Here is a 26,559-nt window from a genome sequence, read left to right as displayed (position 1 = left end):
GCGCATGAGCGGCAACACCCTGGGTACCCTGTTTCGCGTCACCAACTTCGGCGAATCGCACGGACCGGCCATCGGCTGCGTCATCGACGGCTGCCCGCCCGGGCTGGCGCTGTCCGAGGCCGACATCCAGCCGGAGCTGGACCGCCGCCGTCCCGGCAGCAGCAAATTCGTCACGCAGCGGCAGGAGGCCGACCAGGTGCAGATCCTCAGCGGCGTCTACCAGGGGCGCACCACCGGCGCGCCGATCGCGCTGCTGATCGCCAACACCGATCAGCGCAGCAAGGATTACGCCGACATCGCGCAAACCTTCCGGCCCGGGCATGCCGACTACACCTACTGGCACAAGTACGGTATCCGCGACCCGCGCGGCGGGGGGCGCTCCTCGGCGCGGCTGACCGCCCCCACCGTGGCGGCGGGTGCCGTGGCGCGCAAGTGGCTGCGCGAGCACTACGGCACCGTCGTGCGTGGCTGCCTGTTGCAAATTGGCACCGTGCAGGTGCCGTTCGAGGGCTGGCAGCACGTGGACGCCAACCCCTTTTTCGCCCCGACGGCGGATGTGGTGGCGCTGGAAGCGTACCTTGGCGACATTCGCAAAGCTGGTGACTCGGTCGGGGCCAGGCTGCGTGTCGAGGCCCATGGCGTGCCGGTGGGGCTGGGCGAGCCGATCTACGACCGGCTGGACGCCGACATTGCGCACGCGATGATGGGCCTCAACGCCGTCAAAGGCGTCGAGATCGGCGACGGCTTTGCCTGCGTTACCCAACGCGGCAGCGAGCATGGCGACGCCATCACGCCGCAGGGCTTTGTCTCCAACCACGCCGGGGGCATCCTCGGCGGCATCAGCACCGGGCAGGATATCGTCGTGACGCTGGCCATCAAGCCCACCAGCTCCATTCTGGTGCCGCGGCCGTCGATCGACACCGCCGGCCAGCCCGTCGAGGTCATCACCAAAGGCCGGCACGATCCGTGCGTTGGCATCCGCGCCGTGCCGATCGTCGAGGCGCTGCTGGCGCTGGTGCTGATGGACCACGCCTTGCGCCACCGCGCGCAATGCGGTGACGTGCGGGTCAGCCCTGGGCCGGTGGCGGCGCAGGCCCCGCTGCAACCGGCGGCATGAGCGCAGCGGCCGCCCCGCGGCTGTGGCCGTACGCGGCGCTGTCGGCCGGGTATTTTGCGCACATCGGGTTTTTCAACCCGTACCTGCCGCTGTGGCTGCAACAGCTCGGCTACGGCGTGTGGGCCATTGGGCTGCTGACCGCGCTGCAGTCGGCCACCCGCGTGTTTGCGCCGTGGCTGTGGGCCAGCCTGAGCGACCGCCACGGCGACCCGCTGCGCTGGCTGCGCTGGTGCGCCAGCGCAGCGCTGCTGCTGACGCTGGGCCTGTGGTGGCAACCGTGGCCCGGCTGGCTGCCCGTGGTGTTGCTGCTGCTGTTCACGCACACCAGCGGCATGATGCCGCTGTCCGAAGCGGCGCTGGCCCACGCGGTCAGCCAACACGGTGGGTTCGACGCGGCGCGCTACGGTCGCATCCGGCTGTGGGGGTCGCTTGGGTTTTTGGTCACCGTGCTGCTGGCGGGGTACGTGTTCGAGCGCACGGGCATGGGCAGCTTTCCGCTGTGGGCCAGCGCCACGCTGGCGCTGGTGCTGCTGGCGGTGTGGCGCTTGCCGCCGCTGGCGCCGCGGCACCTGGGTGCGACGCAGGCGCTGCCGACCCCGGCGCTGCGACAGGTGTTGCGCCAGCCTGCGGTGCTGTGGTTCGGCGCGGCGTTGTACGGGCACGTGCTGGCGCACGTGTTCATTTACATCTTTTTTTCGCTGTACCTGGACCAGTTGGGCTACGGCAAAGGCACCATCGGCGCGCTGTGGGCGGTGGCCGTGGTGGTGGAAATCGGCTGGTTTTTCACCCAGGGCCGCTGGTTGCCGCGCTTCAGCGACGGGCAGTGGTTGCTGGTGGCCGCGCTGCTGACCGCGCTGCGCATGGCGGCCACAGCGTGGGGCGCGCACGAACTCGCGTGGCTGGTGGCCGCGCAGGTGGTGCATGCCATCACCTTTGCCGCCCATCACACGGTGTGCATCGGCTGGATCAACCGCCACTTTCCGGGTGCGTTGCGCGCGCGCGGTCAGGCGCTGTACGCGGTGGTGGGCTACGGTCTGGCGGGCGTGACGGCGGGTGCCGTGGGTGGCGCGATCAGCGTCCACTGGGGGCTGAGCGCCGTGTTCGTTGCCGGCATGGTGGCGGCCTTGCTGGCCGCCGCGTGCGCGCTGCAGCTGGCGCGCCACGAACACCCCGTGCCGCGTTAGAGGCCCGTGTGCCCCGCGCCCGCTGCGCCCGGTGTCGGCAGGGCGGAGCCGTCAGCGCCCCAACGGCGCGACGCCAAACAACACCGCGTGCAGCCAGAACGCGAACACCACCCACAGCGCCACGCCGACCACCACGGTGGCCACGGTGGCGGCGGCCGACACAGGGTGGCGCGGATCGGGTTCGGTCACGCCGTCGTCGGCATCGTCCTCGTCCGCTGCATCGGTGCCCGGCGTGCGCGCGTCACGCCGCCGGGCGGCGCGGTAGTTGAACACCGCCCACGCCAGAAAACCGCCAAACAACAGCACGTCGGCCAGGTTGCCATTGGCCAACAGATGCGCCGTGGCCCACAGCTTGACGCTGAGCACCAGCGGATGCCCCAAGCGCACCTTGAGGGCGTTGCCCGGCACGTAGGCCGCCACGGCCAGCACGAAAGCAGGCAGCGTCAACAGCGCCGCGGCGTGGCGCATCGCCAGCGGTGGCGACCACAGCACCGCCGGCTCCAGCCGCGCCTGGGCATAGCCCCACACCACCAGCGCCAGCCCCAGCAGCGCCAGCAGGCCGTAGCCCGCCTTCCAAGCCAGCGGCCCGACGCGCTCGATGACCTGCGTGCGCCAATCGTCCGCGACGATGCGCACCGAGTGCACCCCAAGAAAGACGATCAACCCGAGCACCAACCATTGCATGGTCATACCTCCGCGGCGCGGTGTGCGCCGACGCTTGCCATCATAGCGGCCGATGGGTCGGCCTGCGCAGCAACCTGCGGGGCGTCAACGGGCTATCGCCGGCATCAACAAAAACAACCCCCGTCGCGGCGGGACGGGCGTACACTGCTGATGATCGATGCATGCAATTCATTGGATGTAAGAAATAGTGTGCGTCGATCAAGCGTCGACCCAAGAAAGGAGCCTTGCCATGAACGCCCCCCACCGACCCGCTGCCAGCGGTTGCCCCTTCCACCAAGGGGCTGTGACCCAAGCCGATCCGGCGCGCTCGCCCACCGCCTGGTGGCCCAACGCGCTCAACCTTGACATCCTGCACCAGCACGACACCAAGACCAACCCGTTGCCGGGCTTCAACTACCGCGAGGCGGTGCGCACGCTGGATGTGGAGGCGCTCAAGGCCGACCTGCGCCGCCTGATGACCGACAGCCAGCCCTGGTGGCCAGCGGACTACGGCCACTACGGCGGCTTGTTCATTCGCATGGCCTGGCACGCCGCGGGTTCGTACCGCGTGGCGGACGGGCGCGGCGGCGCCAACACCGGCAACCAGCGCTTCGCGCCGCTGAACTCGTGGCCCGACAACGCCAACCTCGACAAAGCGCGCCGGCTGCTGTGGCCGATCAAGAAAAAGTACGGCAACAAAATCAGCTGGGCCGACTTGATGATCCTGGCCGGCAACGTCGCTTACGAGTCGATGGGCCTCAAGACCTACGGCTTTGCCTTCGGGCGCGAGGACATCTGGCACCCCGAAAAAGACGTCGACTGGGGTGCGGAGCGCCAGTGGCTGGCGCCGGCCGATGAGCGTTTTGGCGACATCAACAAGCCCGAGACGCTCAGCGGCCCACTGGCCGCCGTGCAAATGGGGCTGATCTACGTCAACCCCGAGGGGGTCAACGGTCAGCCCGACCCGCTCAAGACCGCGCTGCACGTGCGCGAGACGTTTGCCCGCATGGGCATGAACGACGAGGAAACCGTGGCGCTGACGGCCGGCGGCCACACGGTCGGCAAAGCCCACGGCAACGGCAACGCCGCCAACCTGGGACCGGCCCCGGAAGGCGCGCCGATCGAGGAGCAGGGCCTGGGCTGGATGAACCACACCACGCGCGGCGTGGGCCGCGACACCGTCACCAGTGGCCTGGAGGGCGCTTGGACGACGAACCCGACACGCTGGGACAACGGCTACTTCGAGCTGCTGTTTGGCTACGAGTGGGAACTGGCCAAGAGCCCCGCCGGCGCCTGGCAATGGCAGCCGATCGGAATCCGTCCCGAGCACATGCCGCCCGACCCCGAGGATCCGTCCAAGCGCACCATGCCGATCATGACCGACGCCGACATGGCGCTCAAGATGGATCCGGTCTACCGCCCGATCGCCGAGCGGTTTTGGAAGGACCACGCGTACTTCTCGGAAGTGTTCGCACGCGCCTGGTTCAAACTGACCCACCGTGACATGGGGCCGCGCACGCGCTACATCGGCCCCGAAGCGCCGCAAGAGGACCTGATTTGGCAAGATCCGGTGCCGCCGGGTCCCAAGGACTACGACATCGGAGCTCTCAAGGCACGCATCCGTGCCAGCGGCCTGAGCGTTGGCGAGCTGGTGGCCACCGCGTGGGACAGCGCGCGCACGTTCCGTGGCTCCGACTACCGCGGCGGTGCCAACGGCGCGCGCATCCGCCTGGAGCCGCAACGCCGCTGGCCCGCCAACGAGCCCGAGCGTCTTGCCAAGGTGCTGGCGGTGCTGGAGCCGCTGGCCCAGCAGTACGGCGCCAGCGTGGCCGACGTGATCGTGCTGGCGGGCAACGTCGGCGTCGAGATGGCGGCCGAAGCCGCAGGCTACCCCACCGAGGTGCCGTTCGCGGCGGGCCGTGGCGACGCCACGCAAGACTGGACCGACGTCGCCTCGTTCCAGTGGCTGGAGCCGGTGGCCGACGGGTTCCGCAACTACCTGCGGCCCGACTGCACGGTGCCCGCCGAGGAGCTGCTGCTGGATCGCGCCCAGCTGCTGGGCCTGACGGCGGTGGAGATGACGGTGTTGGTGGGTGGACTGCGGGTGTTGGGCGCCAACTTCGGTGGCAGCCGCGATGGCGTATTCACCGACCGCGTTGGGGTGCTGAGCAACGATTTCTTCGTGCACCTGACCGACATGGCTTACCGCTGGCAACCCGCCGGGCGCAACCGCTACGACATCGTCGAGCGCTCCAGCGGTGCGGTACGCTTCACCGCCACGCGGGTCGATCTGGTGTTTGGCTCGAACTCGATTCTGCGCGCCTACGCCGAGGTCTATGCCCAGGACGACAACCGCGCCAAATTCGTGCGCGATTTCGTCGCCGCGTGGACCAAGGTGATGAACGCCGACCGCTACGACCTGCGGCCCTGAGGTCTGCCCCGCCGTGCGCAGCGCCGATGTAGCATCGGCGCCATGACCACCCTGGCGCGATGGCCCGACCTGCGCTCCCCCGCCGTGCTGCTGCGCGCGGCGGGGGTGGTGGCCGTGATGGCCCTGGCACTGGCTTGGTGGGCGGGGCAGGGGGTGGTCGGTGCCGCCATCTGGGCGGCGCCATCCTGGGCCACACTGGCGTTGGGCGCGCTGCTGACCCCTTGGCTGCAGCGTCGCCCTTACTGGGTCGCGGTGGTGGCGCTGGCGTTGGCTGGGGCCTTGGCGGCGCTGGCCTGGGCCTTGGTGACGGTGCGCCTGGGTTGGGCCGTGCTGGCACACCCTTGGCGCCACGTCGCGGCGGTGTGGTGGGCGCTGGGTGCCGCGTTGGGCTACCTCGACTGGCGCCACCATCGCCTGTCCGCGGCCCCGGTGGAGGCTCGGCTGCAGGCGTTGCAGGCGCGCATGCGGCCGCATTTTCTATTCAACAGCCTCAACAGCGTGCTGGCGCTGCTGCGGCGCGAGCCTGCGCGCGCCGAGGCGCTGCTGGAAGACCTGGCCGAGCTGTACCGCGCGCTGCTGGCTGAACCGCGGGCGCTGGTGCCCTTGAGTGACGAGGTGGCGCTGGCACGCACCTATCTGGCGGTCGAGCAGGTGCGCCTGGGCGAGCGCCTGCGCCAGGCCTGGCATGTGGACACGGCCCCGATGGATGCCATGCTGCCGGCGCTGACCCTGCAGCCGCTGGTGGAAAACGCCATTCGGCACGGCGTCGAACCCCAACCCGACGGCGCCTGCGTCACCGTCGAAGCTTTCCGCGACGATGACCACCTGGTGCTGTTCGTGCGCAACCCCATGCCGCCGCCGGAGGCGGCCACCCGCGGCCACGGGCTGGCGCTGGCCAACCTGCGCGAGCGGCTGGCGCTGCTGTACCCCGGCCGCGCCCGGCTGCGCACCTACGCGTCCGAGGGCGAGTTCGTTGCCCAGGTGCGCCTGCCGCTCAAACCCGTGGCACCCTAGCCGCGCACCTCGTCGATCAGCGTCCTGAACGCGTCCACGTCCTCGAAGCTGCGGTAGACGCTGGCAAAACGCACGTAAGCCACCTGGTCCAGCTCGCGCAGCGCCTTCATCACCCACTCGCCCAGCTGCTGGGACGCAACCTCGCGCGCGCCATCGGCCAGCAGTTTTTCTTCGATGCGGGCGATCGCGGCGTCGATGCGCTCGGTGCTGACCGGGCGCTTGCGCAGCGCCAGCGCGATGCTGGCGCGCAGCTTGGCGGCGTCGTAATCGACGCGCCGCCCGTCCTTCTTGACCACCTGCGGAAACGCCACCTCGGCGCGCTCGTAGGTGGTGAAACGCCGCTCGCAGCCGGTGCAACGGCGGCGGCGGCGCACGAACATCCCGTCGTCGGACTCGCGGGTTTCCACTACTTGGGTGTCGGCGTGTCCGCAAAACGGGCATTTCATCGCATCACCCGTAGACGGGGAAGCGCTCGGTCAGCGCCGCCACCGCAGCGCGCACGCGCTCGATGGTGGCGGGGTTGCGCGGATCGTCGAGCACGTCGGCGATCAGATGCGCGGTCTGGCGCGCCTCGGCCTCGCCGAAGCCGCGCGTCGTCATGGCCGGCGTGCCCAGTCGGATGCCGCTAGTCACCATCGGCTTTTCCGGGTCGTTCGGGATGGCGTTTTTGTTGACCGTGATGTGCGCCTGCCCGAGCACGGCTTCGGCTTCTTTGCCGGTGATGCCTTTGGCGCGCAGGTCCACCAGCATCACGTGGCTTTCGGTGCGGCCGCTGACGATGCGCAGGCCGCGCTGCTGCAGGGTCTCGGCCATCGCTTGCGCGTTGCGCACGACCTGCTGCTGGTAGGTCTTGAACGCGGGCGACAGCGCCTCTTTGAACGCCACCGCCTTGGCGGCGATGACGTGCATCAGCGGGCCGCCCTGCAGGCCGGGGAAGACGGCGCTGTTGATGGCTTTTTCGTGCTCGGCCTTCATCAGGATGATGCCGCCGCGCGGCCCGCGCAGGCTCTTGTGGGTGGTGGAGGTGACCACGTCGGCGTGCGGCACCGGGTTGGGGTACACGCCAGCGGCGATCAGGCCCGCATAGTGCGCCATGTCGACCATAAAGATCGCGCCGACCTCTTTGGCGACCTTGGCAAAGCGCTCGAAATCGATGCGCAGGCTGTAGGCGCTGGCGCCGGCAATGATGAGCTTGGGTCGGTGCGCGCGCGCCTTGGCTTCCATCGCGTCGTAGTCGATTTCCTCGCGCTCGTTGAGCCCGTAGGAGATGACGTTGAACCACTTGCCCGACATGTTCAGCGCCATGCCGTGGGTCAGGTGGCCGCCTTCGGCCAGGCTCATGCCCATGATGGTGTCGCCCGGCTTGAGGAAGGCCAGAAACACCGCCTCGTTGGCCGAGGCGCCGCAATGCGGCTGGACGTTGGCGGCCTCGGCGCCGAACAGTTGCTTGACACGGTCGATGGCCAGTTGCTCGGCGACGTCCACGTGCTCGCAGCCGCCGTAGTAGCGACGGCCCGGATAGCCTTCGGCGTATTTGTTGGTGAGCTGCGTGCCCTGCGCCGCCATCACCGCGGGCGAAGCGTAGTTTTCGCTGGCGATCAGCTCGATGTGTTGTTCTTGGCGCTGGTTTTCGGCCTGGATGGCCGCCCACAGCTCGGGATCGGTCTGTTCGATGAGGATATTGCGGCTGAACATGGGTATGGCTGGCGAGGTCGATGGACCCGTGGCGCACGCGCACGGGCTGCCCAGGCGAACGGCGTGGCGCCTGACGCCGCGTTGCCAACGACGATGCCAGGCCGCGCGCTCCCCCGTGGTGGTCCACGTCGGCCTAGCCGTGCGGTAAAGGTACCGCGACGGCCCACCTGCAGCCTATCGCCAGTCGCGCGCGGGTGCGATTGTAGCTCAGGAGGGCCGCACCGCGCCGTTGGCCGGCGCGACCAGCGCTTCCAGCGGTGGCGTGGAGGGGGACTCGTCGGCTGCTGGCGGCAGCGCCACCGGCGCATTGAAGGGGACGCGCTGGCCGGCTGCCACGCGGCGCAGGCGCTCCTGTTCGGTGAGTACACGTGTCACGTAACCGCTGGCGTCCACCGTGACGGCACCTACATACAGGCGCAGCCCACCGGCCACGCTGCCGGCTTTGCGCACCGCTTCGTGCAGGATTTGCGCGCCCACCCGCAGGTTGCTGACCGGGTCGAAGGCCGCCTGGGGACCGCCGTGGGGCTCAAATTTGTCCACGTGCACGCGCGTCAGCACCTGCATCAAGCCGTGCGCACCCCAGGGGCTGGCGGCCAGCGGGTTGAAGCGAGACTCGTTGGCCATCACGGCCAGCAACAGCGCCGGGTCCAGCCCGAGCTGCTTGCCGATGCTGTGCGCTTCAGCCACCAAGGTGGCCAGCGGCTCGGCGGCCACACGGTACTTGCGCGCCAACCAATCGGTCATGCGTGCTTGCGCAGCCGGCAGGGTGGCCGCCGGCGTGGCCGTCTCGTTGCTGGCGCTGTCGGCCGACCCGTCCAAGCCCTGGCGCATCAGCAGCCATTGGGTCACGTTCTGTTCGATGTCGGCGCGCAGCTGCGGTTGGCTGGCCAGCAGCAGCGCCAGCCCCACCGTGGCCAACCCCACCAGCGACATGCCGTGGTGCAGCGCACGCCAAACGCGGCGTGCCACGGTGATCCACGGCTGGGTGGGGGCGGTCGGCGCGCCGATCATCTCGGTGCATGCATCCATGCCGTCGCTCCTTTCTTGAGATCGAGGTGTCTCCGGGGCGCGGCGATGTGTCAGGGTTTGACCCTATTGCGCGCCGCCGGGGACGGTTTCGTGATGCAACGGGGCGCGATGGTAGGGGGCTCAACATACGAAGTCAAGACTTAAAACCAAGTGTTATATGCCATAAAAGAATGATGATGCGGGGCTTGGAGGCGCAAACGGCCGTGCGAGGGGCCTTGGCCACCGCGGTGCGGCGCGCGTGGGCGGGTCAATCGAACGCCTGACGGGCATCGAAAATTTCCAGCATCTAAGGGGCCGCGTCGCGCTACACTGAAGCCGTCGTTGGATGGCCCATGGGCGCGTTGTCCCGCCGCCAACGGCAGGCCCGCACCGGTGGGTAACCCCGGTGCCTGGCCCTCCAGCTTGGGGGCCATCCCTGGCCCCCGGCAGCGTGTGACGATGTCCCTCCGCGCTGCCCTTCCCGGCACGACCTGGCTGGCGTGCCAAGGCCCCGCGGGGTTCAGCCCGGCGGGGCCTTCTCGTTAGGGGGCTGGCGCACCGAGGGTCACGCACCGTCGGCCGTGGCGCGTCGCTGCACCTCGGCCAGGTAGGTCGCGCCGTCCGGCGGGCGGCCGTGTGTCTGGCTCTCCCACAGCATGCGCCCCAGGCACGCCATCACCTCGTGGTGCGCCGCGTGCAGCGAGCCGCGGCGCGCCGCCAGCAGCTCCACCGCCTGGCGAATGCCGGGTGGTTGGTCGATCGAGCACTGCTCGCTGATGCTCAGGTGCATCGACAGGTGCAAAAACGGGTTGTCGCGGGCCTCGTGCACCACGTGCATCGAGGCCAGCGCGGCGTCGAGATCGGCCAGCTCGGCGTGGTATTCCGGATGGCGCTCGATCCACTGCCAGGCCAGCAGCTCCAGTGGTTCCATCGGCAGGCCTTGGCGGCCCTTGGCGTAGGCGCCGCAAAAAAAGCGGCGCACATCGGCTTGGCTTGGGGTGAACATGGTGGCGATTGTCGCCTGGGCGGCGGCGTGCTGGCACTGTCATCGGCCGGACAGGGGCGCGCGGCGCGCGTCCGCTACAGTGCGGGCATGCCTACGTTCGACACCTTCCAAGCCATGCAGGCCGCCGTCGGCACCGAGGTGGCGGTGACCGACTGGCTCGACATCACCCAAGCACGCATCGACCGCTTTGCCGACGCGACCGATGACCACCAATGGATCCACGTAGACGCGGCGCGGGCGGCGCAGGGGCCGTTCGGCGGCACGATCGCGCATGGCTTTCTGACGCTGTCGTTGCTGTCGCGCTGGCTGGGTGAGGCGGTGCGCGTGCCGCCGGCACGCATGACCATCAACTACGGCGTCAACCGGGTGCGCTTTCCGGCGCCAGTGCCGGTGGGCAGCCGACTGCGCGCGCGGCTGGTGCTGCAAGCCTTGGATCGCTTGGCCCCAGACCAGTGGCAGGCCACCTGGCACGCGACGGTGGAGCGGCACGGCGGCGACAAACCGGTCTGCGTGGCGGAGATGCTGGTGCGCCACTACGCCTGAGTGGGCGGCGGGGTGGCGCCGGCAAAACCAAGTTGGCGCCAAGCCTCGTAGACCGTCACCGCCACCGCGTTGGATAGGTTGAGGCTGCGTTGCTGCGGCCGCATCGGCAGGCGCAGCCGCTGCGCCGGTGGCAACGTATCCAGCACCGCCGCAGGCAAGCCGCAGGACTCGGCGCCAAACACCAACACATCGCCGGCAGCGAACGCGTTGTCGTGCACGTGACGGGTGCCGCGCGTGGTCAGCGCGAACCAGCGCGCGGCCGGGGTCGGCAGCGCCGCGCGCAGCGCCGCCCAGTCGCGGTGCCGGCGCACGTCGGCGTACTCGTGGTAGTCCAGCCCTGCGCGGCGCAGCAGTTTGTCGTCCATCGAAAAGCCCAGCGGCTCGACCAGGTGCAGCGTGCAGCCGGTGTTGGCGCACAGGCGAATCACATTGCCGGTGTTCGGCGGGATTTCGGGGTGGACCAGCACGACATGGAACATGGGGGCCGCATTATGCGGCGGCGTCGTCGGGCGCAGGGGTGCGGGCCAGCACCAGCGCGCTGACCGCGGTGGCACCAGCGTCGAGCAAGGCGCGTGTGGCGGCCGTTAGCGTGGCACCGGTGGTCATCACATCATCCACCACCAGCACGTGGCGGCCCTGCACCGCGTGGCGCCGCGTCGGCGGCACGTGCATCAGCTGATCGGCCTGGGCCAGCCGGTGCGCGCGGTCCAGGTGGTGCAGCACCGGCGCGTCGGCGGCGCGATGCAGCACGTCGGGCAGGGGCGTGGGGGTCGGATGCAGGCGGGCCAGGGCCTGCATCAGTGCCCAGGCCTGGTTGTGCCCGCGTTCGATCAACCGCGCGGGCGACAGGGGCACCGGCAGCCAGGCTTGCGCCGCGGCCAGCAGCGCGGGCACCGCGGGGTCATCCAACCACAACGGGGCCAGCACCTGCGCCCAGCCGTTGCCGCCCTCGCTTTTGAGGCCCAGCACCAACGCGCGCCAAGGGTGCGTGTAATCCACGCGCGCGCCGACGTAGCGCCACGGCGGCGGGTTGGCTTGGCACGCGGGGCACAGAGGCGACGAGGTCGTCGGCAGCGCGCACCCCGGACAGCGTGGCACCCGCGGCGCCAGCTCGTGGCGGCACGGCGGGCACAGCGGGCCGTGCGGCCAGCTGCCACACACGGCGCAGCGCGCCGGCAGGCTGGCTCGCATGGCGTTGCCGATCCGCTGTCCCCACGCGCTGCGTGCCCCCATGGCCTGCCACTATACTGCGGCGCCGATGGCCAGTCCCCCCCCCTCGACACCGCGCCCACCGGGTTTGGACCCGGTGGCGGCGGCGCGCTGGTTGCGCCGCGTACCCAGCAGCAGCCCTTGGTTGCACGAATGGGTGGGCCAGCGCATGGCCGAGCGGCTGGACTGGATCCGTCGTCAGCCACGGCATTGGGTGAGCTGGTCGCCGCTGCTGGCGGGGGAGGCTGCCCACCGCCTTGTGGCGCGGCGCTACCCGCAGGCCAGCGTGTGGTTGGCCGGTGAACTCGCCGCCGCGACCGCGGCCCGCTGGAGCGCCGGGGCCCAGCCACGGCGCCGCTGGCCCTGGCTGCGCGCGGCGGCGACGCCAACCGCGGCCGAGCCACGGGTTGCGCCTGACGGCGCTGTCCCATGCGCGGTGGACATGGTGTGGGCCAACATGCTGCTGCACGCCGCGCCCGAGCCGCGCGCGCTGCTGATGCAATGGCGCGACTGGCTGGCGGTGGATGGCTTTGTCATGCTGTCGTGTCTGGGGCCGGACACGGCACGCGAGCTGCGCGCACTGCACGCTGCACACGGCTGGCCGGCGCCGGCGGCCGACTACGTGGATATGCACGATTGGGGCGATCTGCTGGTCGAGGTGGGGTTTGCCGAGCCGGTGATGGACATGGAGCGCGTCACGCTTACCTACCCGGACGCCGAGCGCTTGTTGGCCGACCTGCGCCAATGGGGCCGCAACTGGCACCCTGGGCGTCACCCAACGCTGCGGGGGCGTGGGTGGCGGCAGGGTTGGCTGCAAACGGTGCAACAGAAGTTGCCGCGCAACGAGCAGGGGCACCTGCTGCTGACGGTCGAGGTGATCTACGGCCACGCCTGGCGCCCCGCTGACCGTACGGCTGACGGCGTCGTGCGCGTGCCGTTGCAACGCTTGCGCGACCAGCTGCAACAGCGCCGCCCCGGCTGACCCTACCGGCCCCCCAACCCCCCCGCCGTTTCCCACTACAATTGATTTAGATCAAAGGTGGCCGGGGTGTGCGACGCGCCGCGGCGAGGGGACAACGGTTGGCACAGGGTGTGGCGGTGCAGCAAGCGGATCGCTCGCCTGCACGCGCGGGTGGGCGCTTGGCTCAGCGCAGTGCGCAGGGCTGGCGCTGGTGCCTGCGTCGCAACGGCGCATTGACGCCGCGCCAGTGGGCGGTGGCGTTTGCGGCGGCGTGCGCGGCGGTGCTGGCGGTGGCCGGACTGTTTGCGGCGCTGGGCGCGGTGTTGGTGCTACCGTTTGCCGCGCTGGAGCTGTTCGTCGTGGTGCTGGCGTTTGCCTGGATGGCGCGCCACGCGGCGGATCGTGAGGTGCTCGAGCTCGATGCCGAGACGCTGCACGTCGAGCGCCACTGCGGACGGCGTTGCACCCGCGTGCGCTTGCCACGCAGCCGGGTGCGGGTGCACCCGCCGCAGGGCACGCGAACGCTGATCACCTTGCAGGCGGGGGCGCAGCGGGTGGAGGTGGGCCAACACGTCCCCCCGCTGCTGCGGCGCCAGCTTGCGCAGGAACTGCAGTGGACGCTGGCATTGTCCGGCGGCGTGACACCGGCCAGTGGTCATTCGGGATAGTCCTTAGGGCACAGGCTAGCAAAGTTTGGTGTAATCCGCGTTGACATAAATCAACGCTTATATTCGAGGCAAACGACGTGAGCACGATGAAGCAGTCAGGTCAAGCGTGGTGCTGGCATGGGGCCGGTGCCTGGCAGCGGGCGTGGGGTGCGGTCGGCACTGCGATGCTGGCGGCCGCCGTGTGGGTCACCGAGGCGCAGGCGCGGGTCAACGACCTGCCGGGCGGCCCGGCCGTCAATCAGCTCAACTTCCACCCGCCCGCCACCCGCATCGCCGAAGAGCAGCATTGGCTGCACTGGTTTATGCTGGCCATCTGCGCCGCCATCTTCGTCGTGGTGTTTGGCATCATGTTCTATTCGATCGCCAAGCACCGCAAGTCGGTCGGGCACAAGGCTCAGGAGCTGCCGGAGCCGATCTGGGTCGAGCTTGGCTGGACCATCGTGCCGCTGCTGATCGTCATCGGCATGGCGCTGCCGGCCACCAAGGTCATCGTGGCGCAAAAGGACACCTCCAACAGCGACCTCACGATCAAGGTCGTCGGCATGCAGTGGAAGTGGGGTTACGAGTACCTCAAAGGCGAAGGCGAGGGCATTCAATTCCTGTCCACGCTGGACTCCCAGCACCGTGTGATGTCCGACAGCGGCAAGGTCGCCCCCACCGATGACTACCTACTGAAGGTCGACAACCCGCTGGTGGTGCCGGTGGGCAAGAAGGTGCGCATCATCACCACGGCCAACGACGTCATCCACGCCTGGATGGTGCCGGCGTTTGGCGTCAAGCAAGACGCCATCCCCGGCTTCGTGCGCGACACGTGGTTCCGCGCCGAAAAGATCGGCGACTTCTACGGCCAGTGCGCCGAGCTGTGTGGCAAGGAGCACGCGTACATGCCGATCCACGTCAAGGTGGTGTCGCAGGAAGAGTACTCCAAGTGGGTGGCCGAGCAGAAAAAAGCCATGGCCGCCAAGGCCGATGACCCGAACAAAGAGTGGACGCTGGCCGAGCTGAAGGCACGTGGCGAGCAGGTGTACGCGGCCAACTGCGCCGCCTGCCACCAGGCCAACGGCAAGGGTGCGGGTCCGATCAAGCCGCTGGACGGCTCGGCCATCGTCACCGACGCCGACCATGCCAAGATGCTGACCGTGCTGCTCAACGGGGCTGGCAACGGTGCGATGCCCGCCTGGAAACAGTTGTCGGACGTGTAGCTGGCGGCGGTCATGACGTTTGCCCGCAATAGTTGGTCCAACGCCACCGGCGATGCGGTGCAACCGCGCGAGGTCGTGGCCGCGCGCAAGTAAGCTTTTGAGAACGACGTGACGAGGAACGAGCCATGAGTGCAGTACTGGACCATCCGGGCGCCCACGCGCACGACCACGAGCACCATGCGCCCGCCGGCTGGCGGCGCTGGGTGTTTGCCACCAACCACAAAGACATCGGTACGCTGTACCTGCTGTTCAGCTTCACGATGTTGATGATCGGCGGGCTGCTGGCGTTGGGTATCCGCGCCGAGCTGTTCCAGCCTGGCCTGCAAGTGGTCAACCCCGAGCTGTTCAACCAGCTGACCACCATGCACGGCATCATCATGGTGTTTGGTGCCATCATGCCGGCCTTCGTCGGTTTTGCCAACTGGATGCTGCCACTGCAAATCGGCGCGTCCGACATGGCGTTTGCGCGCATGAACAACTTCAGCTTCTGGCTGATGGTCCCTGCGGCCCTGATCCTGGTGCTGTCGTTTTTCATGCCCGGTGGTGCGCCGGCGGCGGGCTGGACGCTGTACGCGCCGCTGACGCTGCAGATGGGGCCGTCGATGGACCTGGCGATCTTCGCGATGCACATCCTGGGCGCCTCGTCGATCATGGGCTCGATCAACATCATCGTGACCATCCTCAACATGCGCGCGCCGGGCATGACGCTGATGAAGATGCCGATGTTTGCCTGGACCTGGCTGATCACCGCCTACCTGCTGATTGCGGTGATGCCGGTGCTGGCGGGCGCCATCACGATGACGCTGACCGACCGCCACCTGGGCACGAGTTTCTTCAACCCCGCCGGCGGTGGTGACCCGGTGATGTACCAGCACATCTTCTGGTTCTTCGGCCACCCCGAGGTTTACATCATGATCCTGCCGGCGTTTGGCATCATCAGCCAGGTCGTGCCGGCGTTCGCGCGCAAAAAGCTGTTCGGCTACACCTCGATGGTGTACGCGACCGCCTCGATCGCGATTCTGTCGTTCATCGTGTGGGCGCACCACATGTTCACCACCGGTATGCCGGTGACCGGGCAGCTGTTCTTCATGTACGCGACGATGCTGATCGCGGTGCCCACGGGCGTGAAGATCTTCAACTGGATCGCCACGATGTGGAAGGGCTCGATGACGTTCGAGGCCCCGATGCTGTGGGCGGTGGGCTTTATCTTCGTGTTCACGATGGGTGGCTTCACCGGCCTGATGCTGTCGATGGCGCCGCTGGACATCAACTTCCAGGACACCTACTACGTGGTGGCGCACTTCCACTACGTGCTGGTGGCCGGTTCGCTGTTTGCAATGTTCGCGGGCTTTTACTACTGGGGTCCGAAGTGGACCGGCGTGATGTACAACGAAACCCGCGGCAAGATCCACTTCTGGTGGTCGATGATTTCGTTCAACGTCACCTTCTTCCCGATGCACTTCCTGGGCTTGGCCGGCATGCCGCGCCGCTACGCCGACTACCCGATGCAGTTCGCCGACTTCAACGCGATCGCGTCGGTGGGGGCGTTTGCGTTCGGGCTGGCGCAGGTGTACTTCTTCGTCGCCGTGGTGCTGCCGATGATGCGTGGCCGGGGCGAAAAGGCGCCGCAAAAGCCGTGGGAAGGCGCTGAAGGGCTGGAGTGGGAAGTCCCGTCGCCCGCGCCGCACCACACGTTCGAGACGCCGCCGAAGCTGGACGCCACCGCGACGCGCATCGTTGGCTGACCGTCAACCACCCTGAGAGCCTGGAGCATGACGCCTGAACAACGTCGCCAAAACGTGCGCCTGGGGCTGATTCTGGCTTCGGTGGCGCTGGCCTTCGCGCTGGGCTTCGTGGCCAAGCTCGTGCTGCTGGGTGGTTAACGGTGGGATGGCAGGAGGTTACCCGCGTGAGCAACCGTGCGCGCCGTGCCGACAACCTGCGCATGACCGGCAAGCTGGTCGTCGTCGCGTTGGGTATGTTTGCCTTTGGCTACGCTTTGGTGCCGATTTACCGCGCCATTTGCGAAGCCACTGGCATCAACATCCTGGCGCTGGGTGAGCGCAACCTGCCGGGCAAGGCCAAGACCGACCCGGTCAACACGCAGGTCGACACCTCGCGCACGATCACGGTGGAGTTCGACACCAACGTGCGCGGGCCGTGGCACTTCAAGCCGGCGGTGCGCTCGGTCGAGGTGCACCCGGGGCAGCTCACCACGGTGATGTACGAGTTCCAAAACGTGCAAAACCGCACGATGGCGGCTCAGGCCATCCCGAGCTACGCACCGCGTCAGGCGGCCAACCACTTCACCAAGCTGGAGTGCTTCTGCTTCAACCAGTACACGCTGGCGCCAGGCGAAAAGCGCGAGTGGCCGGTGGCGTTTGTCATCGACCCCAAGCTGCCCAAGGACGTCAAGACGATCACGTTGTCGTACACGTTTTTCGAGGTCGGCGCACCGACCCCGGCGGCGCCCACCGCGGCCAGTGGCCGAGCGACGGAAGGAGCAGCCTCGTGAGCACCAACCCACCCCCCGCCCACCGTCGGCCGGTTGCTTGGGGTGCCACGGTCAAGGCGGTGCTGTGGAGCTTTCTGGGCTTGCGGCGGCGGCGCGACTTCGAGCAGGACGTGCAGCGCCTCAACCCGATCGCGGTGATGGCCACCGGTGTGGTGCTGGCGCTGCTGTTCGTGGTGGGCTTGATGCTGATCGTGCACTGGGTGGTCGCCAGCAGCGCCGGGGGCTTTTGAGTTTGAACAACGTGAGATCGTGACTTTGGACTGAGGAGTGAACATGTCTGCAACCACGCACGGCGGCACGCCGTACTACTACGTGCCGGGGCTGTCGCGCCTCCGGCGATGGCCGCGTTCGGGCTGTTTGCCCAAGGACGTCAAGACGATCACGCTGTCGTACACGTTTTTCGAGGTCGGCGCGCCCACGGCGGCCAGCAGCGTGCGTGAAGGAGGGGCCTCGTGAGCACCAACCCACCCCCCGCCCACCGTCGGCCGGTTGCTTGGGGTGCCACGGTCAAGGCGGTGCTGTGGAGCTTTCTGGGCTTGCGGCGGCGGCGCGACTTCGAGCAGGACGTGCAGCGCCTCAACCCGATCGCGGTGATGGCCACCGGTGTGGTGCTGGCGCTGCTGTTCGTGGTGGGCTTGATGCTGATCGTGCACCGGGTGGTCGCCAGCAGCGCCGGGGGCTTTTGAGTTTGAACAACGTGAGATCGTGACTTTGGACCGAGGAGTGAACATGTCTGCAACCACGCACGGCGGCACGCCGTACTACTACGTGCCGGGGCTGTCGCGCCATCCGGCGATGGCCGCGTTCGGGCTGTTTTTCGTCATCCTGGGCGCCGGGCAATGGATCAACGGCGTCGAGTGGGGCAAGTGGTCGCTGGCCTTCGGGCTGGCGTGGTGGCTGACCGTGCTGTTCCAGTGGTTCCGCGACGCGGTGCACGAGAGCGAGTCGGGTCTGTACAGCCGCAAGATCGACCTCTCGTTCCGCTGGAGCATGAGCTGGTTCATCTTCAGCGAGGTGATGTTCTTCGGCGCCTTCTTCACGGCGCTGTGGTGGGCGCGCTCGCACTCAGTGCCAACGCTGGGCAACCTCGAAAACGCGCTGATCTGGCCGAACTTCCAGGCCATCTGGCCGTCGGTGCAGGCGGGCGCCACGGCGTCGCCGGCGGGCATCGTCGAGCCGTTCCAGACCGTGGGGCCGTTTTGGTTGCCCACCATCAACACCGCGCTGCTGCTGAGCTCCGGGGTGACGCTGACGATTGCGCACCACGCGCTGCAAGACGACAACCGCACCAAGGCCATCACCTTCATGTGGCTGACGGTGCTGCTGGGGGCGACCTTCCTGGTGGTGCAGGGGTACGAGTATTTCCACGCCTACACCGAGCTGAACCTCAAGCTGAGCTCGGGCATCTTTGGCTCCACTTTCTTCATGCTCACGGGCTTCCACGGGTTCCACGTGTTCGTGGGCATGCTGATGCTGCTGGTCATCACGCTGCGGCTGCAAAAGGGGCACTTCACCAAGGACCGTCACTTCGGGTTCGAAGGTGCGGCGTGGTACTGGCACTTCGTCGACGTCGTGTGGCTGTTCCTGTACGTGCTGGTGTACTGGATGTGAGGCTGGGGCGAGCCTGAGCCGCTGAACCCTGCAGCGGGGCGTCCGACAACGGGCGCCCCGTTCGGTTTTGATGTGGTACGCGCGGCGTGTGCGGGTGGGGGGTGCTCAGCCTTGCGGCAAGCCGGTGGGCTGAATCCAGCCCAGCTGGTGGGCGATGATCAAAAACAAAAACAGCGCCACCGACAGTCCGATGCGCATCGTCAGCGCGCGCACCATGCGCCGCTGCCGGCGCGTTTCGCCGCTTTGCGAGTCGCCCCGCATCATGGCCACGAGTGCGGAGGCGAGGCTGGCAAGGATGCCGACGAAGGCGAGGGCGACGATGGCTTTCATGGGTGTCGATTATGGCCGCGCAGGCGCAGCGGCGCTGCCGCGCTGCGGGTATATCCGTAGGTGACAATAGGCTGATATGCAACGTGGCGTGCGTTTTTGGATTGTGACCGTGGCAGCGCTGGCGGCGTTGGCCACGACGACGGCGCTGGGGCTGTGGCAGTGGGGCCGGGCCGAGACCAAGCGCGCGCTGCTGGCGCAACAGCAGGCGCAGCGCGACGCGCCGCCGTTGGACTGGGACGAGGTGCGTGGGGCCGCGGCGCAGGGGCGGCTGGACGCGCTGCACGGCCGCGCAGTGCGCCTGCATGGGCGCTGGGTGCACGAAGCCACCGTCTACCTCGACAACCGGCCGTTGCACGGGCAGGGCGGCTTCGTCGTCGTGACCCCTTTGCTGGCCCCGGGAGGCATGGCGGCGCTGCTGGTGCAACGCGGCTGGGTGCCGCGCGATCCCCGCGACCGCACGCGTGTGCCCGAGTTGGAGGCGACCGACGCCGAGGTCGAGGTCGAAGGCCGGCTGGCCCCGCCACCCTCACGCCTATTTCAATTCGGACCGGATGCCAGCGGGCCAATACGGCAGAATATCGACGTCGCGGCGGCAGCGGCCGAGTGGCGCTTGCCGCTGCTGCCGGCTTCGGTGCAGCAGCTGGGGCAAGGCGCGCGTGCGCGCGACGGCACCCCGCTCGTGCGCGAGTGGTCGGTGGTGGCCGTTCCCCCCGAAAAACACCTGGCCTACGCCGCGCAGTGGTTTGCGCTGGCGGGGCTGATCGCAGGGCTGTATGTCTGGTTCCAACTCATCCTCCCCCGCCGTCGGCGGCGGTGACGCGCGGCGGGACGAGCCGCTGACGCTGACCGTGCACACGCTGCCGAACCCCGGCGAAGCGCTGGCGCGCGATCCGGCGGCCACGCGCGCCGGGCGGCTGAAGATGCTGCTGCTGCTGTTGGTGGCGGCGTCGCCGGTCATTGCGTCGTACCTGACCTACTATGTCATCCGCCCCGAGGTGCGGCGCAACCACGGGGAGCTGATCGAGCCGCAGCGGCCACTGCCGCACTGGTCCGGTATCGATGCCCAGGGGCGGGAGGTGCCACTGGACACGCTGGCGCACCAGTGGCTGTTCATCAGTGTGGCCGACAGCGCCTGCGACGCGCAGTGCGAGCGCCACCTGTACCTGCAGCGCCAACTGCGTGAGGCGCTGGGCAAGGACAAAGACCGCGTGGACTGGGTGTGGCTGCGCACCGGTGCGCGTGAGTTCCCTGAGCGCCTGCGCGCCGCGCTGGCATCGGCCACCGTGCTGTGGGTGGACGAGGCGCAACTGGCGACCTGGCTGCAACCCGCGCCGGGACAGCGCCTCAGCGACCACCTTTACGTGGTGGATCCGCTGGGCCACTGGATGATGCGGTTTCCGGCCCAGGCCGACCCGAAAAAGATGCTGCGCGATTTGGAGCGCCTGATGCGGGCGTCGGCGTCGTGGGATCGGCCGGGGCGACCGTGAAGGAGACGGCGGTGGACGGTTTCGAGACGTTCGTGGATTGGTCACCCGTGGCGCGGCTGTTGCTGGTCGGCACGCTGCTGGCGGCCGGGCCGCTGCTGTGGGTCGGCTGGCGCTGGCGGGCGGCCACCCCGGTGCAGCGCCTGCGGGCGTTGACGGTGTTGACCTTGTTTTTGACGTTTGACTTGGTGTTGTTTGGGGCTTTCACCCGCTTGACCGATTCGGGGCTGGGGTGCCCTGACTGGCCCGGCTGTTACGGCGCGGCCAGCCCGATCGGCGCGCACGCCGACATCACCGCCGCCCAGCAGGCGATGCCGACCGGTCCGGTGACGTTGTCAAAAGCGTGGATCGAAATGATCCACCGCTACCTTGCCACGGCCGTGGGGGGCTTGATCCTGGTCATTGCGGTGGTCAGCACGGCGCTGCGCCGCCGCGCCGCCGATACACCGATGCTGTGGGCTTGGGTGACGCTGACGTGGGTGTGCCTGCAAGGGGCGTTTGGTGCGTTGACGGTGACGATGAAGCTGTGGCCGGCGATCGTGACGCTGCACCTGCTCGGCGGCATGGCGCTGCTGGCGCTGCTGCGCTGGCAGGCGGTGCGGTTTGCGGGCACCCCGTCGCCCCTTGGCCCCGGGTTGCGCCGGGCGTTGTGGGGCCTGCTGGCCCTGGTGGTGCTGCAAATCGCGCTGGGCGGATGGGTCAGCACCAACTACGCGGTGCTGGCGTGCCGCGACTTCCCGACCTGCCAGGGGCAGTGGTGGCCGGAGATGGACTGGGCGCGGGCGTTCGAGCTGTGGCGGCCGCTGGGCGCACAAGGTGGCGGCGCAGCCTTGCCGTTTGCCGCGCTGACGGCGATCCACTACGCGCACCGCTTGGCAGCGTACCTCGTGCTGGCGGTGCTGCTGGGCGTGGGGTGGGCGCTGCGGCGTGCCGGACACGGCGGGCATGCCCGCTGGCTGTGGGGTCTGGCGGCGTGGCAGTTGGCCACGGGCCTGTCCAACGTGGTGCTGGAGTGGCCGCTGCTGGCGGCGCTCGCGCACACCGGGGGGGCGGCGGCGCTGGTGGTGGTGCTGACCGGCTGGCTGGCGCAGCCCGCGCACCGGCGGGTGGCGCCGGCGCCCGCGGCCAGCGCCAGCGGCGTGTGGCAAGGAGGGCGGGCATGACCAGCGGCACCACCACCGCCACCAAGTCGCTGCCGACCGTGTGGCGGCAGTACTACGTGCTGATGAAGCCGCGCGTCATTCAACTGATCGTTTTTTGCGCGTTCATTGGCATGGTGCTGGCCGTGCCGGGCTGGCCCAACGCCAGCCAATGGGCCACGATGGCGGTGGCGTCGCTGGGCATCTGGATGGTGTCTGGCGCGGCGGCGGCGTTCAACTGCCTGATCGAGCAGCACATCGATGCCCAGATGCGCCGCACCGCGTGGCGGCCCACCGCGCGCGGTGAACTGACGCGCACGCAGGCACTGGTCTTTTCGGCACTGCTGTGCATGGCCGGCTCGGTGCTGCTGTACGTGGCGGTCAACCCGCTGACGATGTGGTTGACGCTGGCCACCTTCGTGGGCTACGCCGTGGTCTACACGGTGATCCTCAAGCCGCTGACGCCGCAGAATATCGTCATCGGGGGGGCGTCGGGGGCGATGCCGCCGGTGCTGGGCTGGGCGGCGATGACCAACAGCGTGACGGCCGAAGCGCTGGTGCTGTTTTTGATCATCTTCCTGTGGACGCCGCCGCACTTTTGGGCGTTGGCGCTGTACCGGGTGGAGGACTACCGCCGCTCGGGGCTGCCGATGCTGCCGGTGACGCACGGCTCGGCGTTTACGCGGCTGCACATTTTGCTGTATACACTGATTTTGCTGGCCGCTTGTCTGCTACCCTACCTGTTGCGCATGAGCGGCTGGCTGTACCTGGTGGCGGCGCTGCTGCTGAACGCCGGCTTCATCGTGCACGCCTGGCGGTTGTGGCGGCACTACAGCGATGCGCAGGCGCGCGCGACGTTTCGCTTTTCACTCATCCACCTGTCGCTGCTGTTTGCGGCGATGCTGTTGGACCACTACCTGGTGATGTCGGTATGAACCCACGCACACCTATGCCGCGCCCTTGGGATGCGGTGTCGATGACTTCGGAGCGGGCCGGGCGGCGGCGCTGGCTCGGCCGTTTGCTGGGCACGGCGGCCGTGGCCGTTGGGGGCGTTTGGCTCGCGGGCTGCGGCGAAACCAAACCCGCGTTCAACGGCATCGACCTCACCGGGGCGGACTACGCCCAGGGGTTCGATTTGCCCGACCAGTTCGGCCAGCGCCGCACGCTGGCGGACTTTCGCGGCAAGGTGGTGGTGGTGTTTTTTGGCTACACGCAGTGTCCGGACGTGTGCCCAACCTCGCTGGCGGAGCTGGCCGAGGCCAAGCGCCTGCTGGGGGCGGACGGCGAGCGCCTGCAGGGCATCTTCATCAGCGTGGACCCCGAACGCGACACGCCCGAGATCATGCGTGCCTACATGGCCAGCTTCGACCCCACGTTTTTGGCGCTGCGCGCCACGCCTGAGGAGCTGCCTGCGCTGGCCAAGGCGTTCAAGGTGTATTACAAAAAGGTGCCGGGCAGCACGCCCACCAGCTACACGATGGACCACTCCGCCGGCAGCTACGTGTACGACACGCAGGGCCGGCTGCGCCTGTACCACCGCTACGGCAGTGGGGCGCAGGCGCTGGCCAGCGATGTCAAGCGCCTGCTGGACGAGGCGCGCTGAGCGCGCCCGCGCCGCGCCACGGCGCGCTCAGCTCGCGCCGGCGGCCTTGTCCGCCTCCGACGTGAAGGCGTCGGCGTAAAACGCCTCTTCGGGCAGGCCGGCAGCGGCGTAATCGCGCCGGGCCGATTCCACGACAACCGGTGCGCCGCAGGCGTACACCTCGAAGCCGGACAGGTCCGGGTGGTCTGCCAAAACGGCCTGGTGCACGAACCCGGTGCGGCCCGTCCAGCCGTCTTCGGGCAAGGCGTCGGAGACCACCGGCACGTAGCGTAGCTGCGGCATGGCGGCGAGCTGCTCGCGCACCCAGGCATCCTCGTACAGGTCGTGCGGACGCCGCCCGCCCCAGTACAGCCAGGTTGGGCGCTCAATACCCTGGGCGCGCATCTGCTGCACGATGGCCTTGATCGGGGCAAAGCCCGTGCCCGAGGCCAGCAGGATGATCGGCTTGTCCGTGTCCTCGCGCAGGAAAAAGCTGCCAAATGGGCCTTCGATGCGCAGGATTTCCTTTTCCTTCATCGCACCGAAGACGTGGTCGGTGAATTTGCCGCCCGGCATGTGGCGGATGTGCAGCTCCAGCTGCGGCACATCCTGCAGCACCTGCGGGGCGTTGGCCATCGAGTAAGCGCGGCGGGCCCCGTCACGCAGCAGGATTTCGACGTACTGGCCGGCGCGGTACTGGAAGGCCTCGGTGGCGGGCAGTTGCAGCCGCACGATCATGACGTCGGGCGCGGCGCGCTGCAGGCTGAGCACGCGCACCGGCAGCTTTTTGATCGGGTACGCGCCGGCCTCGGTCACTTGGCGCGATTCGATGACGACGTCGCTGTGCGCGGTGGCGCAACAGGTCAGGATCAGGCCGGCCGCTTCCTCCTCGGCGCTGAGCGCCTTGCTCTGGTGCGGGCCATGCGTGACCTCGCCGGCCAGCTTGCGGCATTTGCACGAGCCGCACGCGCCGTCTTTGCAACCGTACGGCAGGCCAATGCCTTGGCGGATGGCGGCGGCCAGCAGCGTTTCGTGTTCGGTGGCCGTGAACGTGCGGCCACTGGGTTCGACGGTGATCGTGAATGTCATACTAAGGTCCAGCAAGGGTGGGCGTGGCGCGCGGCCACGCTTAAGCGTGGGGCGCATTGTCGCAAATCCGCAGCGCGCGCCGATGCCCCGGCTTGAAAGTGCAAACCATCCGAAAGGCAACATGTTCGATGCGATGACAGGGACGCGCCCGGCACGTTTTCGGCGCCAGCGGCTGCTGGTGGTGGGGTGCGGGGACATTGGGCTGCGCGTGGTGCGCCGGCTGGCCGGCCGCGTGCGGGTGTTGGCGCTGACGTCCAGCCCGCAGCGGGTGCCGGCGTTGCGCGCCGCCGGGGTGACGCCGTTGGTGGGGGACCTGGACCAACCAGCCACGCTGCGCCGCCTGGCGGGGCTGGCGCCGCGGGTGCTGCATCTGGCACCGCCGCCGACCAAAGGGCTGAGCGATTGGCGCTTGGACCCGCGCTCGCGCGCGCTGGCGGCCGCGCTGGCGCGGCGCACCCCGCCGCGGGTGCTGGTGTACGCCTCCACCAGCGGCGTGTATGGCGACTGTGGTGGTGCCTGGGTGGACGAGACACGCCTGCCCGCACCGCAGACGCCGCGCGCATGGCGGCGGTGGGACGCCGAGCAGACCTGGCGCCTGTGGGGGCAGCGCACCGGCGCGCGCGTGACGGTGCTGCGCGTACCCGGCATATACGCGCCGGACCGGCCGGGCGGCGCGCCGCAGCGGCTGGCCAGCGGCACGCCCGTGCTGCGCCGCGAGGATGATGTCTACACCAACCACATCCACGCCGAAGATCTGGCGCGCGCCTGCCTGCGGGCGCTGTGGCTGGCGCGGCCCCAACGGGTCGTGCACGTGTGCGATGACACCGAACGGCTGATGGGCGACTACCTGGACGGCGTGGCCGACCTGCTGGGCCTGCCGCGTCCGCCCCGCATCGCGCGCGACGGCGCCGAGCGCCAACTGCCGCTGGCGCTGCTGTCGTTCATGAACGAGTCGCGCCGCCTGCGCAACGGACGGCTCAAGCGCGAGCTGCGGCTGCGCTTGGCGTACCCGACCGTCGACGACGGCTGGGCTCAGGCCACCGCGACCAGCTGGTCACGCACCAGCCACAGCGCGTAGCCCACGTAGGCCAGCAGCAGCAGCGCGCCCTCGGCGCGGTTGATGCGCCCGGGCTGGCCGCGCCAGCCCCAGCCCAGCACGAACAACACCAGCGTCAGCGCGGCCATCACCGGCACGTCGCGGCTCAGCAGCGCCGCTTCGGCTTGCATCGGGGCGATGACGCCCGCCAGGCCCACCACGGCCAGCGTGTTGAACAGGTTGGAGCCGATCACGTTGCCCAGCGCGAGGTCGTGCTCGCCCTTGCGCGCCGCCGCGATCGACGAGGCCAGCTCCGGCAGCGAGGTGCCGATGGCCACGATGGTCAGGCCGATGACCAGGTCGCTGACGCCCAGCGACTGCGCGATCGCCACCGCGCCCCACACCAGCGCGCGCGAACTGGCCACCAGCAGCACCAGGCCGACGCCAAGCTCCAGCCACGCGCGGCCGATCGGCATCGGGTGTGCGGCCAGCTCGGCTTCGGTTTCGGTGGCCAGCGGGTCGGCGCCGCCACGCATGGCTTGCCAGATCGACCAGCCCATCAACGCCGCAAACACGCCCAGCATCAGGGCGGCTTCGGCGCGTGTCACGCTCAAATCCCACAGCAGCGCGACGGCCAGGGCCGTGACCCCGGCCAGCATCGGTAGCTCCTGGCGCAGCACCTGGGAGTGCACCGCCACGGGGCTCAGCACCGCGGTCAACCCCAGGATGACGCCGATGTTGGCGATGTTGGAGCCATAGGCATTGCCCAGCGCGATGCCGGGGTTGCCTTCCAGGGCCGCCAGCACCGACACGGCCAGCTCGGGCGACGAGGTGCCAAAACCGATGATGACGGCCCCGATCAGCAGCGGCGGCAGCCCGAAGTGGCGCGCGATCGCCGCTGCGGCGGCCACAAAACGGTCGGCCGACCACACCAGCACCGCCAACCCCACCGCCACCGCCAGCAAGGGCATGGCCAGCTCGGTCATATCGTCTCCTGATCGACGTGCCAGCCGCGGCAGCCCGCGGATGACCTAGGACAAAAAGAAAACCCGCAACGGGGCGGGTTCCGATA

At 68.8% G+C, this 26,559-nt stretch carries 29 protein-coding genes and 2 pseudogenes; 21 read left to right on the top strand and 10 right to left on the bottom strand.

Features of this window, described 5'->3' with window-relative positions; genetic code table 11:
• Positions 1–4: 4 nt before the first annotated feature.
• Positions 5–1,117: a chorismate synthase gene (aroC, locus tag Taqua_RS04300; protein WP_144325060.1), complete on the top strand. Its 1,113-nt coding sequence runs from the start codon at positions 5–7 to the stop codon at positions 1,115–1,117.
• Positions 1,114–2,301, top strand: coding sequence for an MFS transporter (locus Taqua_RS04295; RefSeq protein ID WP_144325058.1), 1,188 nt, complete (start codon positions 1,114–1,116; stop codon positions 2,299–2,301). The genes aroC and Taqua_RS04295 overlap by 4 nt, the downstream gene beginning before the upstream one ends.
• Positions 2,302–2,352: 51 nt before the next feature.
• Here the strand turns inward: Taqua_RS04295 and Taqua_RS04290 are convergent, their stop codons facing one another.
• Positions 2,353–2,985: an NnrU family protein gene (locus tag Taqua_RS04290; protein ID WP_144325056.1), complete on the bottom strand. Its 633-nt coding sequence runs from the start codon at positions 2,983–2,985 to the stop codon at positions 2,353–2,355.
• A 229-nt stretch (positions 2,986–3,214) separates the two neighbouring features.
• Between Taqua_RS04290 and katG the strand changes: the two genes are divergently transcribed.
• Together katG and Taqua_RS04280 are read left to right on the top strand one after the other, a co-directional pair.
• Positions 3,215–5,395 (top strand): catalase/peroxidase HPI, encoded by a 2,181-nt coding sequence (katG, locus tag Taqua_RS04285; RefSeq protein WP_144325054.1) that lies wholly within the window; start codon positions 3,215–3,217, stop codon positions 5,393–5,395.
• A 42-nt stretch (positions 5,396–5,437) separates the two neighbouring features.
• Positions 5,438–6,409: a sensor histidine kinase gene (locus tag Taqua_RS04280; protein ID WP_144325052.1), complete on the top strand. Its 972-nt coding sequence runs from the start codon at positions 5,438–5,440 to the stop codon at positions 6,407–6,409.
• Here the strand turns inward: Taqua_RS04280 and nrdR are convergent.
• The 4 genes from nrdR to Taqua_RS04260 form a co-directional block, all read right to left on the bottom strand.
• Positions 6,406–6,855 (bottom strand): transcriptional regulator NrdR, encoded by a 450-nt coding sequence (nrdR, locus tag Taqua_RS04275; RefSeq protein ID WP_144325050.1) that lies wholly within the window; start codon positions 6,853–6,855, stop codon positions 6,406–6,408. The genes Taqua_RS04280 and nrdR overlap by 4 nt on opposite strands.
• A gap of 4 nt (positions 6,856–6,859) precedes the next feature.
• Positions 6,860–8,104 carry a serine hydroxymethyltransferase gene (gene glyA / locus Taqua_RS04270; RefSeq protein WP_144325048.1) on the bottom strand — a complete coding sequence of 415 codons (1,245 nt, stop codon included), beginning with the start codon at positions 8,102–8,104 and terminating at the stop codon, positions 6,860–6,862.
• Between the two features lie 207 nt (positions 8,105–8,311).
• Positions 8,312–9,133 carry a transglycosylase SLT domain-containing protein gene (locus Taqua_RS04265; RefSeq protein ID WP_144325046.1) on the bottom strand — a complete coding sequence of 274 codons (822 nt, stop codon included), beginning with the start codon at positions 9,131–9,133 and terminating at the stop codon, positions 8,312–8,314.
• A gap of 544 nt (positions 9,134–9,677) precedes the next feature.
• On the bottom strand, positions 9,678–10,118 hold the full coding sequence (locus Taqua_RS04260; RefSeq protein ID WP_144325044.1) for a DUF1841 family protein: 441 nt from the start codon (positions 10,116–10,118) through the stop codon (positions 9,678–9,680).
• 87 nt (positions 10,119–10,205) lie between these two features.
• Here Taqua_RS04260 and Taqua_RS04255 point away from each other — a divergent pair, with 87 nt between their 5' ends.
• Complete coding sequence (locus Taqua_RS04255; protein WP_144325042.1) at positions 10,206–10,661, top strand: MaoC family dehydratase; 456 nt, start codon at positions 10,206–10,208, stop codon at positions 10,659–10,661.
• Here Taqua_RS04255 and Taqua_RS04250 read toward each other — a convergent pair.
• Both Taqua_RS04250 and Taqua_RS04245 read right to left on the bottom strand, forming a co-directional pair.
• On the bottom strand, positions 10,652–11,140 hold the full coding sequence (locus tag Taqua_RS04250) for a tRNA (cytidine(34)-2'-O)-methyltransferase (RefSeq protein WP_144325040.1): 489 nt from the start codon (positions 11,138–11,140) through the stop codon (positions 10,652–10,654). The genes Taqua_RS04255 and Taqua_RS04250 overlap by 10 nt on opposite strands.
• Before the next feature lie 10 nt (positions 11,141–11,150).
• Positions 11,151–11,852, bottom strand: a complete 702-nt coding sequence (locus Taqua_RS04245; protein WP_144325038.1) for a phosphoribosyltransferase family protein — start codon at positions 11,850–11,852, stop codon at positions 11,151–11,153.
• Positions 11,853–11,919: 67 nt separating this feature from the next.
• Between Taqua_RS04245 and Taqua_RS04240 the strand changes: the two genes are divergently transcribed.
• The 10 genes and pseudogenes from Taqua_RS04240 to Taqua_RS04200 all read left to right on the top strand — a co-directional run bounded on the left by Taqua_RS04240 (position 11,920) and on the right by Taqua_RS04200 (position 18,827).
• The gene (locus Taqua_RS04240) at positions 11,920–12,852 is read left to right on the top strand and encodes a class I SAM-dependent methyltransferase (protein ID WP_144325036.1); all 933 of its coding nucleotides are present in this window, start codon (positions 11,920–11,922) and stop codon (positions 12,850–12,852) included.
• 116 nt (positions 12,853–12,968) lie between these two features.
• Positions 12,969–13,499: a DUF2244 domain-containing protein gene (locus Taqua_RS04235; RefSeq protein ID WP_185969552.1), complete on the top strand. Its 531-nt coding sequence runs from the start codon at positions 12,969–12,971 to the stop codon at positions 13,497–13,499.
• Positions 13,500–13,663: 164 nt separating this feature from the next.
• Positions 13,664–14,794: pseudogene (gene coxB, locus Taqua_RS04230) on the top strand (cytochrome c oxidase subunit II).
• A 32-nt stretch (positions 14,795–14,826) separates the two neighbouring features.
• On the top strand, positions 14,827–16,446 hold the full coding sequence (gene ctaD, locus Taqua_RS04225) for a cytochrome c oxidase subunit I (RefSeq protein WP_144325032.1): 1,620 nt from the start codon (positions 14,827–14,829) through the stop codon (positions 16,444–16,446).
• Positions 16,447–16,473: 27 nt separating this feature from the next.
• Positions 16,474–16,584: a cytochrome oxidase small assembly protein gene (locus Taqua_RS13315; RefSeq protein WP_221933914.1), complete on the top strand. Its 111-nt coding sequence runs from the start codon at positions 16,474–16,476 to the stop codon at positions 16,582–16,584.
• 26 nt (positions 16,585–16,610) lie between these two features.
• Positions 16,611–17,216 carry a cytochrome c oxidase assembly protein gene (locus tag Taqua_RS04220; RefSeq protein WP_281287765.1) on the top strand — a complete coding sequence of 202 codons (606 nt, stop codon included), beginning with the start codon at positions 16,611–16,613 and terminating at the stop codon, positions 17,214–17,216.
• A complete protein-coding gene (locus tag Taqua_RS04215) occupies positions 17,213–17,446 on the top strand; it encodes a DUF2970 domain-containing protein (protein ID WP_144325030.1) in 234 nt (77 codons plus the stop codon). The genes Taqua_RS04220 and Taqua_RS04215 overlap by 4 nt, the downstream gene beginning before the upstream one ends.
• A 127-nt stretch (positions 17,447–17,573) precedes the next feature.
• Positions 17,574–17,672: pseudogene (locus tag Taqua_RS04210) on the top strand (cytochrome c oxidase assembly protein); the annotation flags it as partial.
• On the top strand, positions 17,669–17,902 hold the full coding sequence (locus Taqua_RS04205) for a DUF2970 domain-containing protein (protein WP_144325028.1): 234 nt from the start codon (positions 17,669–17,671) through the stop codon (positions 17,900–17,902). The pseudogene Taqua_RS04210 and the gene Taqua_RS04205, both read left to right, overlap by 4 nt.
• 43 nt (positions 17,903–17,945) lie before the next feature.
• A complete protein-coding gene (locus Taqua_RS04200; RefSeq protein ID WP_144325026.1) occupies positions 17,946–18,827 on the top strand; it encodes a cytochrome c oxidase subunit 3 in 882 nt (293 codons plus the stop codon).
• Positions 18,828–18,932: 105 nt separating this feature from the next.
• On the opposite strand, the gene Taqua_RS04195 is transcribed toward Taqua_RS04200, so the two are convergent.
• Entirely contained in the window at positions 18,933–19,157 is a 225-nt protein-coding gene (locus tag Taqua_RS04195; RefSeq protein WP_144325024.1) for a twin transmembrane helix small protein, read from the bottom strand.
• A gap of 76 nt (positions 19,158–19,233) precedes the next feature.
• On the opposite strand from Taqua_RS04195, the gene Taqua_RS04190 reads away from it, so the two are divergent.
• From Taqua_RS04190 to Taqua_RS04170, 5 genes are read left to right on the top strand one after another with little or no spacing between them, the layout of a single operon-like run.
• On the top strand, positions 19,234–19,974 hold the full coding sequence (locus Taqua_RS04190; protein WP_144325022.1) for an SURF1 family protein: 741 nt from the start codon (positions 19,234–19,236) through the stop codon (positions 19,972–19,974).
• Positions 19,931–20,644, top strand: a complete 714-nt coding sequence (locus tag Taqua_RS04185) for an SCO family protein (RefSeq protein WP_144325020.1) — start codon at positions 19,931–19,933, stop codon at positions 20,642–20,644. Before Taqua_RS04190 ends, Taqua_RS04185 begins: the two co-directional genes overlap by 44 nt.
• Before the next feature lie 11 nt (positions 20,645–20,655).
• The gene (locus Taqua_RS04180; RefSeq protein ID WP_144325018.1) at positions 20,656–21,804 is read left to right on the top strand and encodes a COX15/CtaA family protein; all 1,149 of its coding nucleotides are present in this window, start codon (positions 20,656–20,658) and stop codon (positions 21,802–21,804) included.
• Positions 21,801–22,715, top strand: coding sequence for a heme o synthase (cyoE, locus tag Taqua_RS04175; RefSeq protein WP_144325016.1), 915 nt, complete (start codon positions 21,801–21,803; stop codon positions 22,713–22,715). Before Taqua_RS04180 ends, cyoE begins: the two co-directional genes overlap by 4 nt.
• 41 nt (positions 22,716–22,756) lie before the next feature.
• A complete protein-coding gene (locus tag Taqua_RS04170; protein WP_144325014.1) occupies positions 22,757–23,383 on the top strand; it encodes an SCO family protein in 627 nt (208 codons plus the stop codon).
• 27 nt (positions 23,384–23,410) lie between these two features.
• Here the strand turns inward: Taqua_RS04170 and Taqua_RS04165 are convergent, their stop codons facing one another.
• Positions 23,411–24,451 carry a CDP-6-deoxy-delta-3,4-glucoseen reductase gene (locus Taqua_RS04165; RefSeq protein WP_144325012.1) on the bottom strand — a complete coding sequence of 347 codons (1,041 nt, stop codon included), beginning with the start codon at positions 24,449–24,451 and terminating at the stop codon, positions 23,411–23,413.
• A 133-nt stretch (positions 24,452–24,584) separates the two neighbouring features.
• On the opposite strand from Taqua_RS04165, the gene Taqua_RS04160 reads away from it, so the two are divergent.
• On the top strand, positions 24,585–25,529 hold the full coding sequence (locus Taqua_RS04160; RefSeq protein WP_246094619.1) for an NAD-dependent epimerase/dehydratase family protein: 945 nt from the start codon (positions 24,585–24,587) through the stop codon (positions 25,527–25,529).
• On the opposite strand, the gene Taqua_RS04155 is transcribed toward Taqua_RS04160, so the two are convergent.
• A complete protein-coding gene (locus tag Taqua_RS04155; RefSeq protein WP_246094618.1) occupies positions 25,484–26,473 on the bottom strand; it encodes a calcium/sodium antiporter in 990 nt (329 codons plus the stop codon). The two genes, Taqua_RS04160 and Taqua_RS04155, sit on opposite strands and share 46 nt — an antisense overlap.
• Positions 26,474–26,559 lie beyond the last annotated feature (86 nt).

This window comes from Tepidimonas aquatica (genome assembly GCF_007556585.1).
In the GTDB taxonomy this organism is placed as follows: Bacteria; Pseudomonadota; Gammaproteobacteria; order Burkholderiales; family Burkholderiaceae_C; genus Tepidimonas; species Tepidimonas aquatica.
Note: the sequence above shows the minus strand (reverse complement) of the source record. Positions and strands in the feature narration are given on the sequence as shown.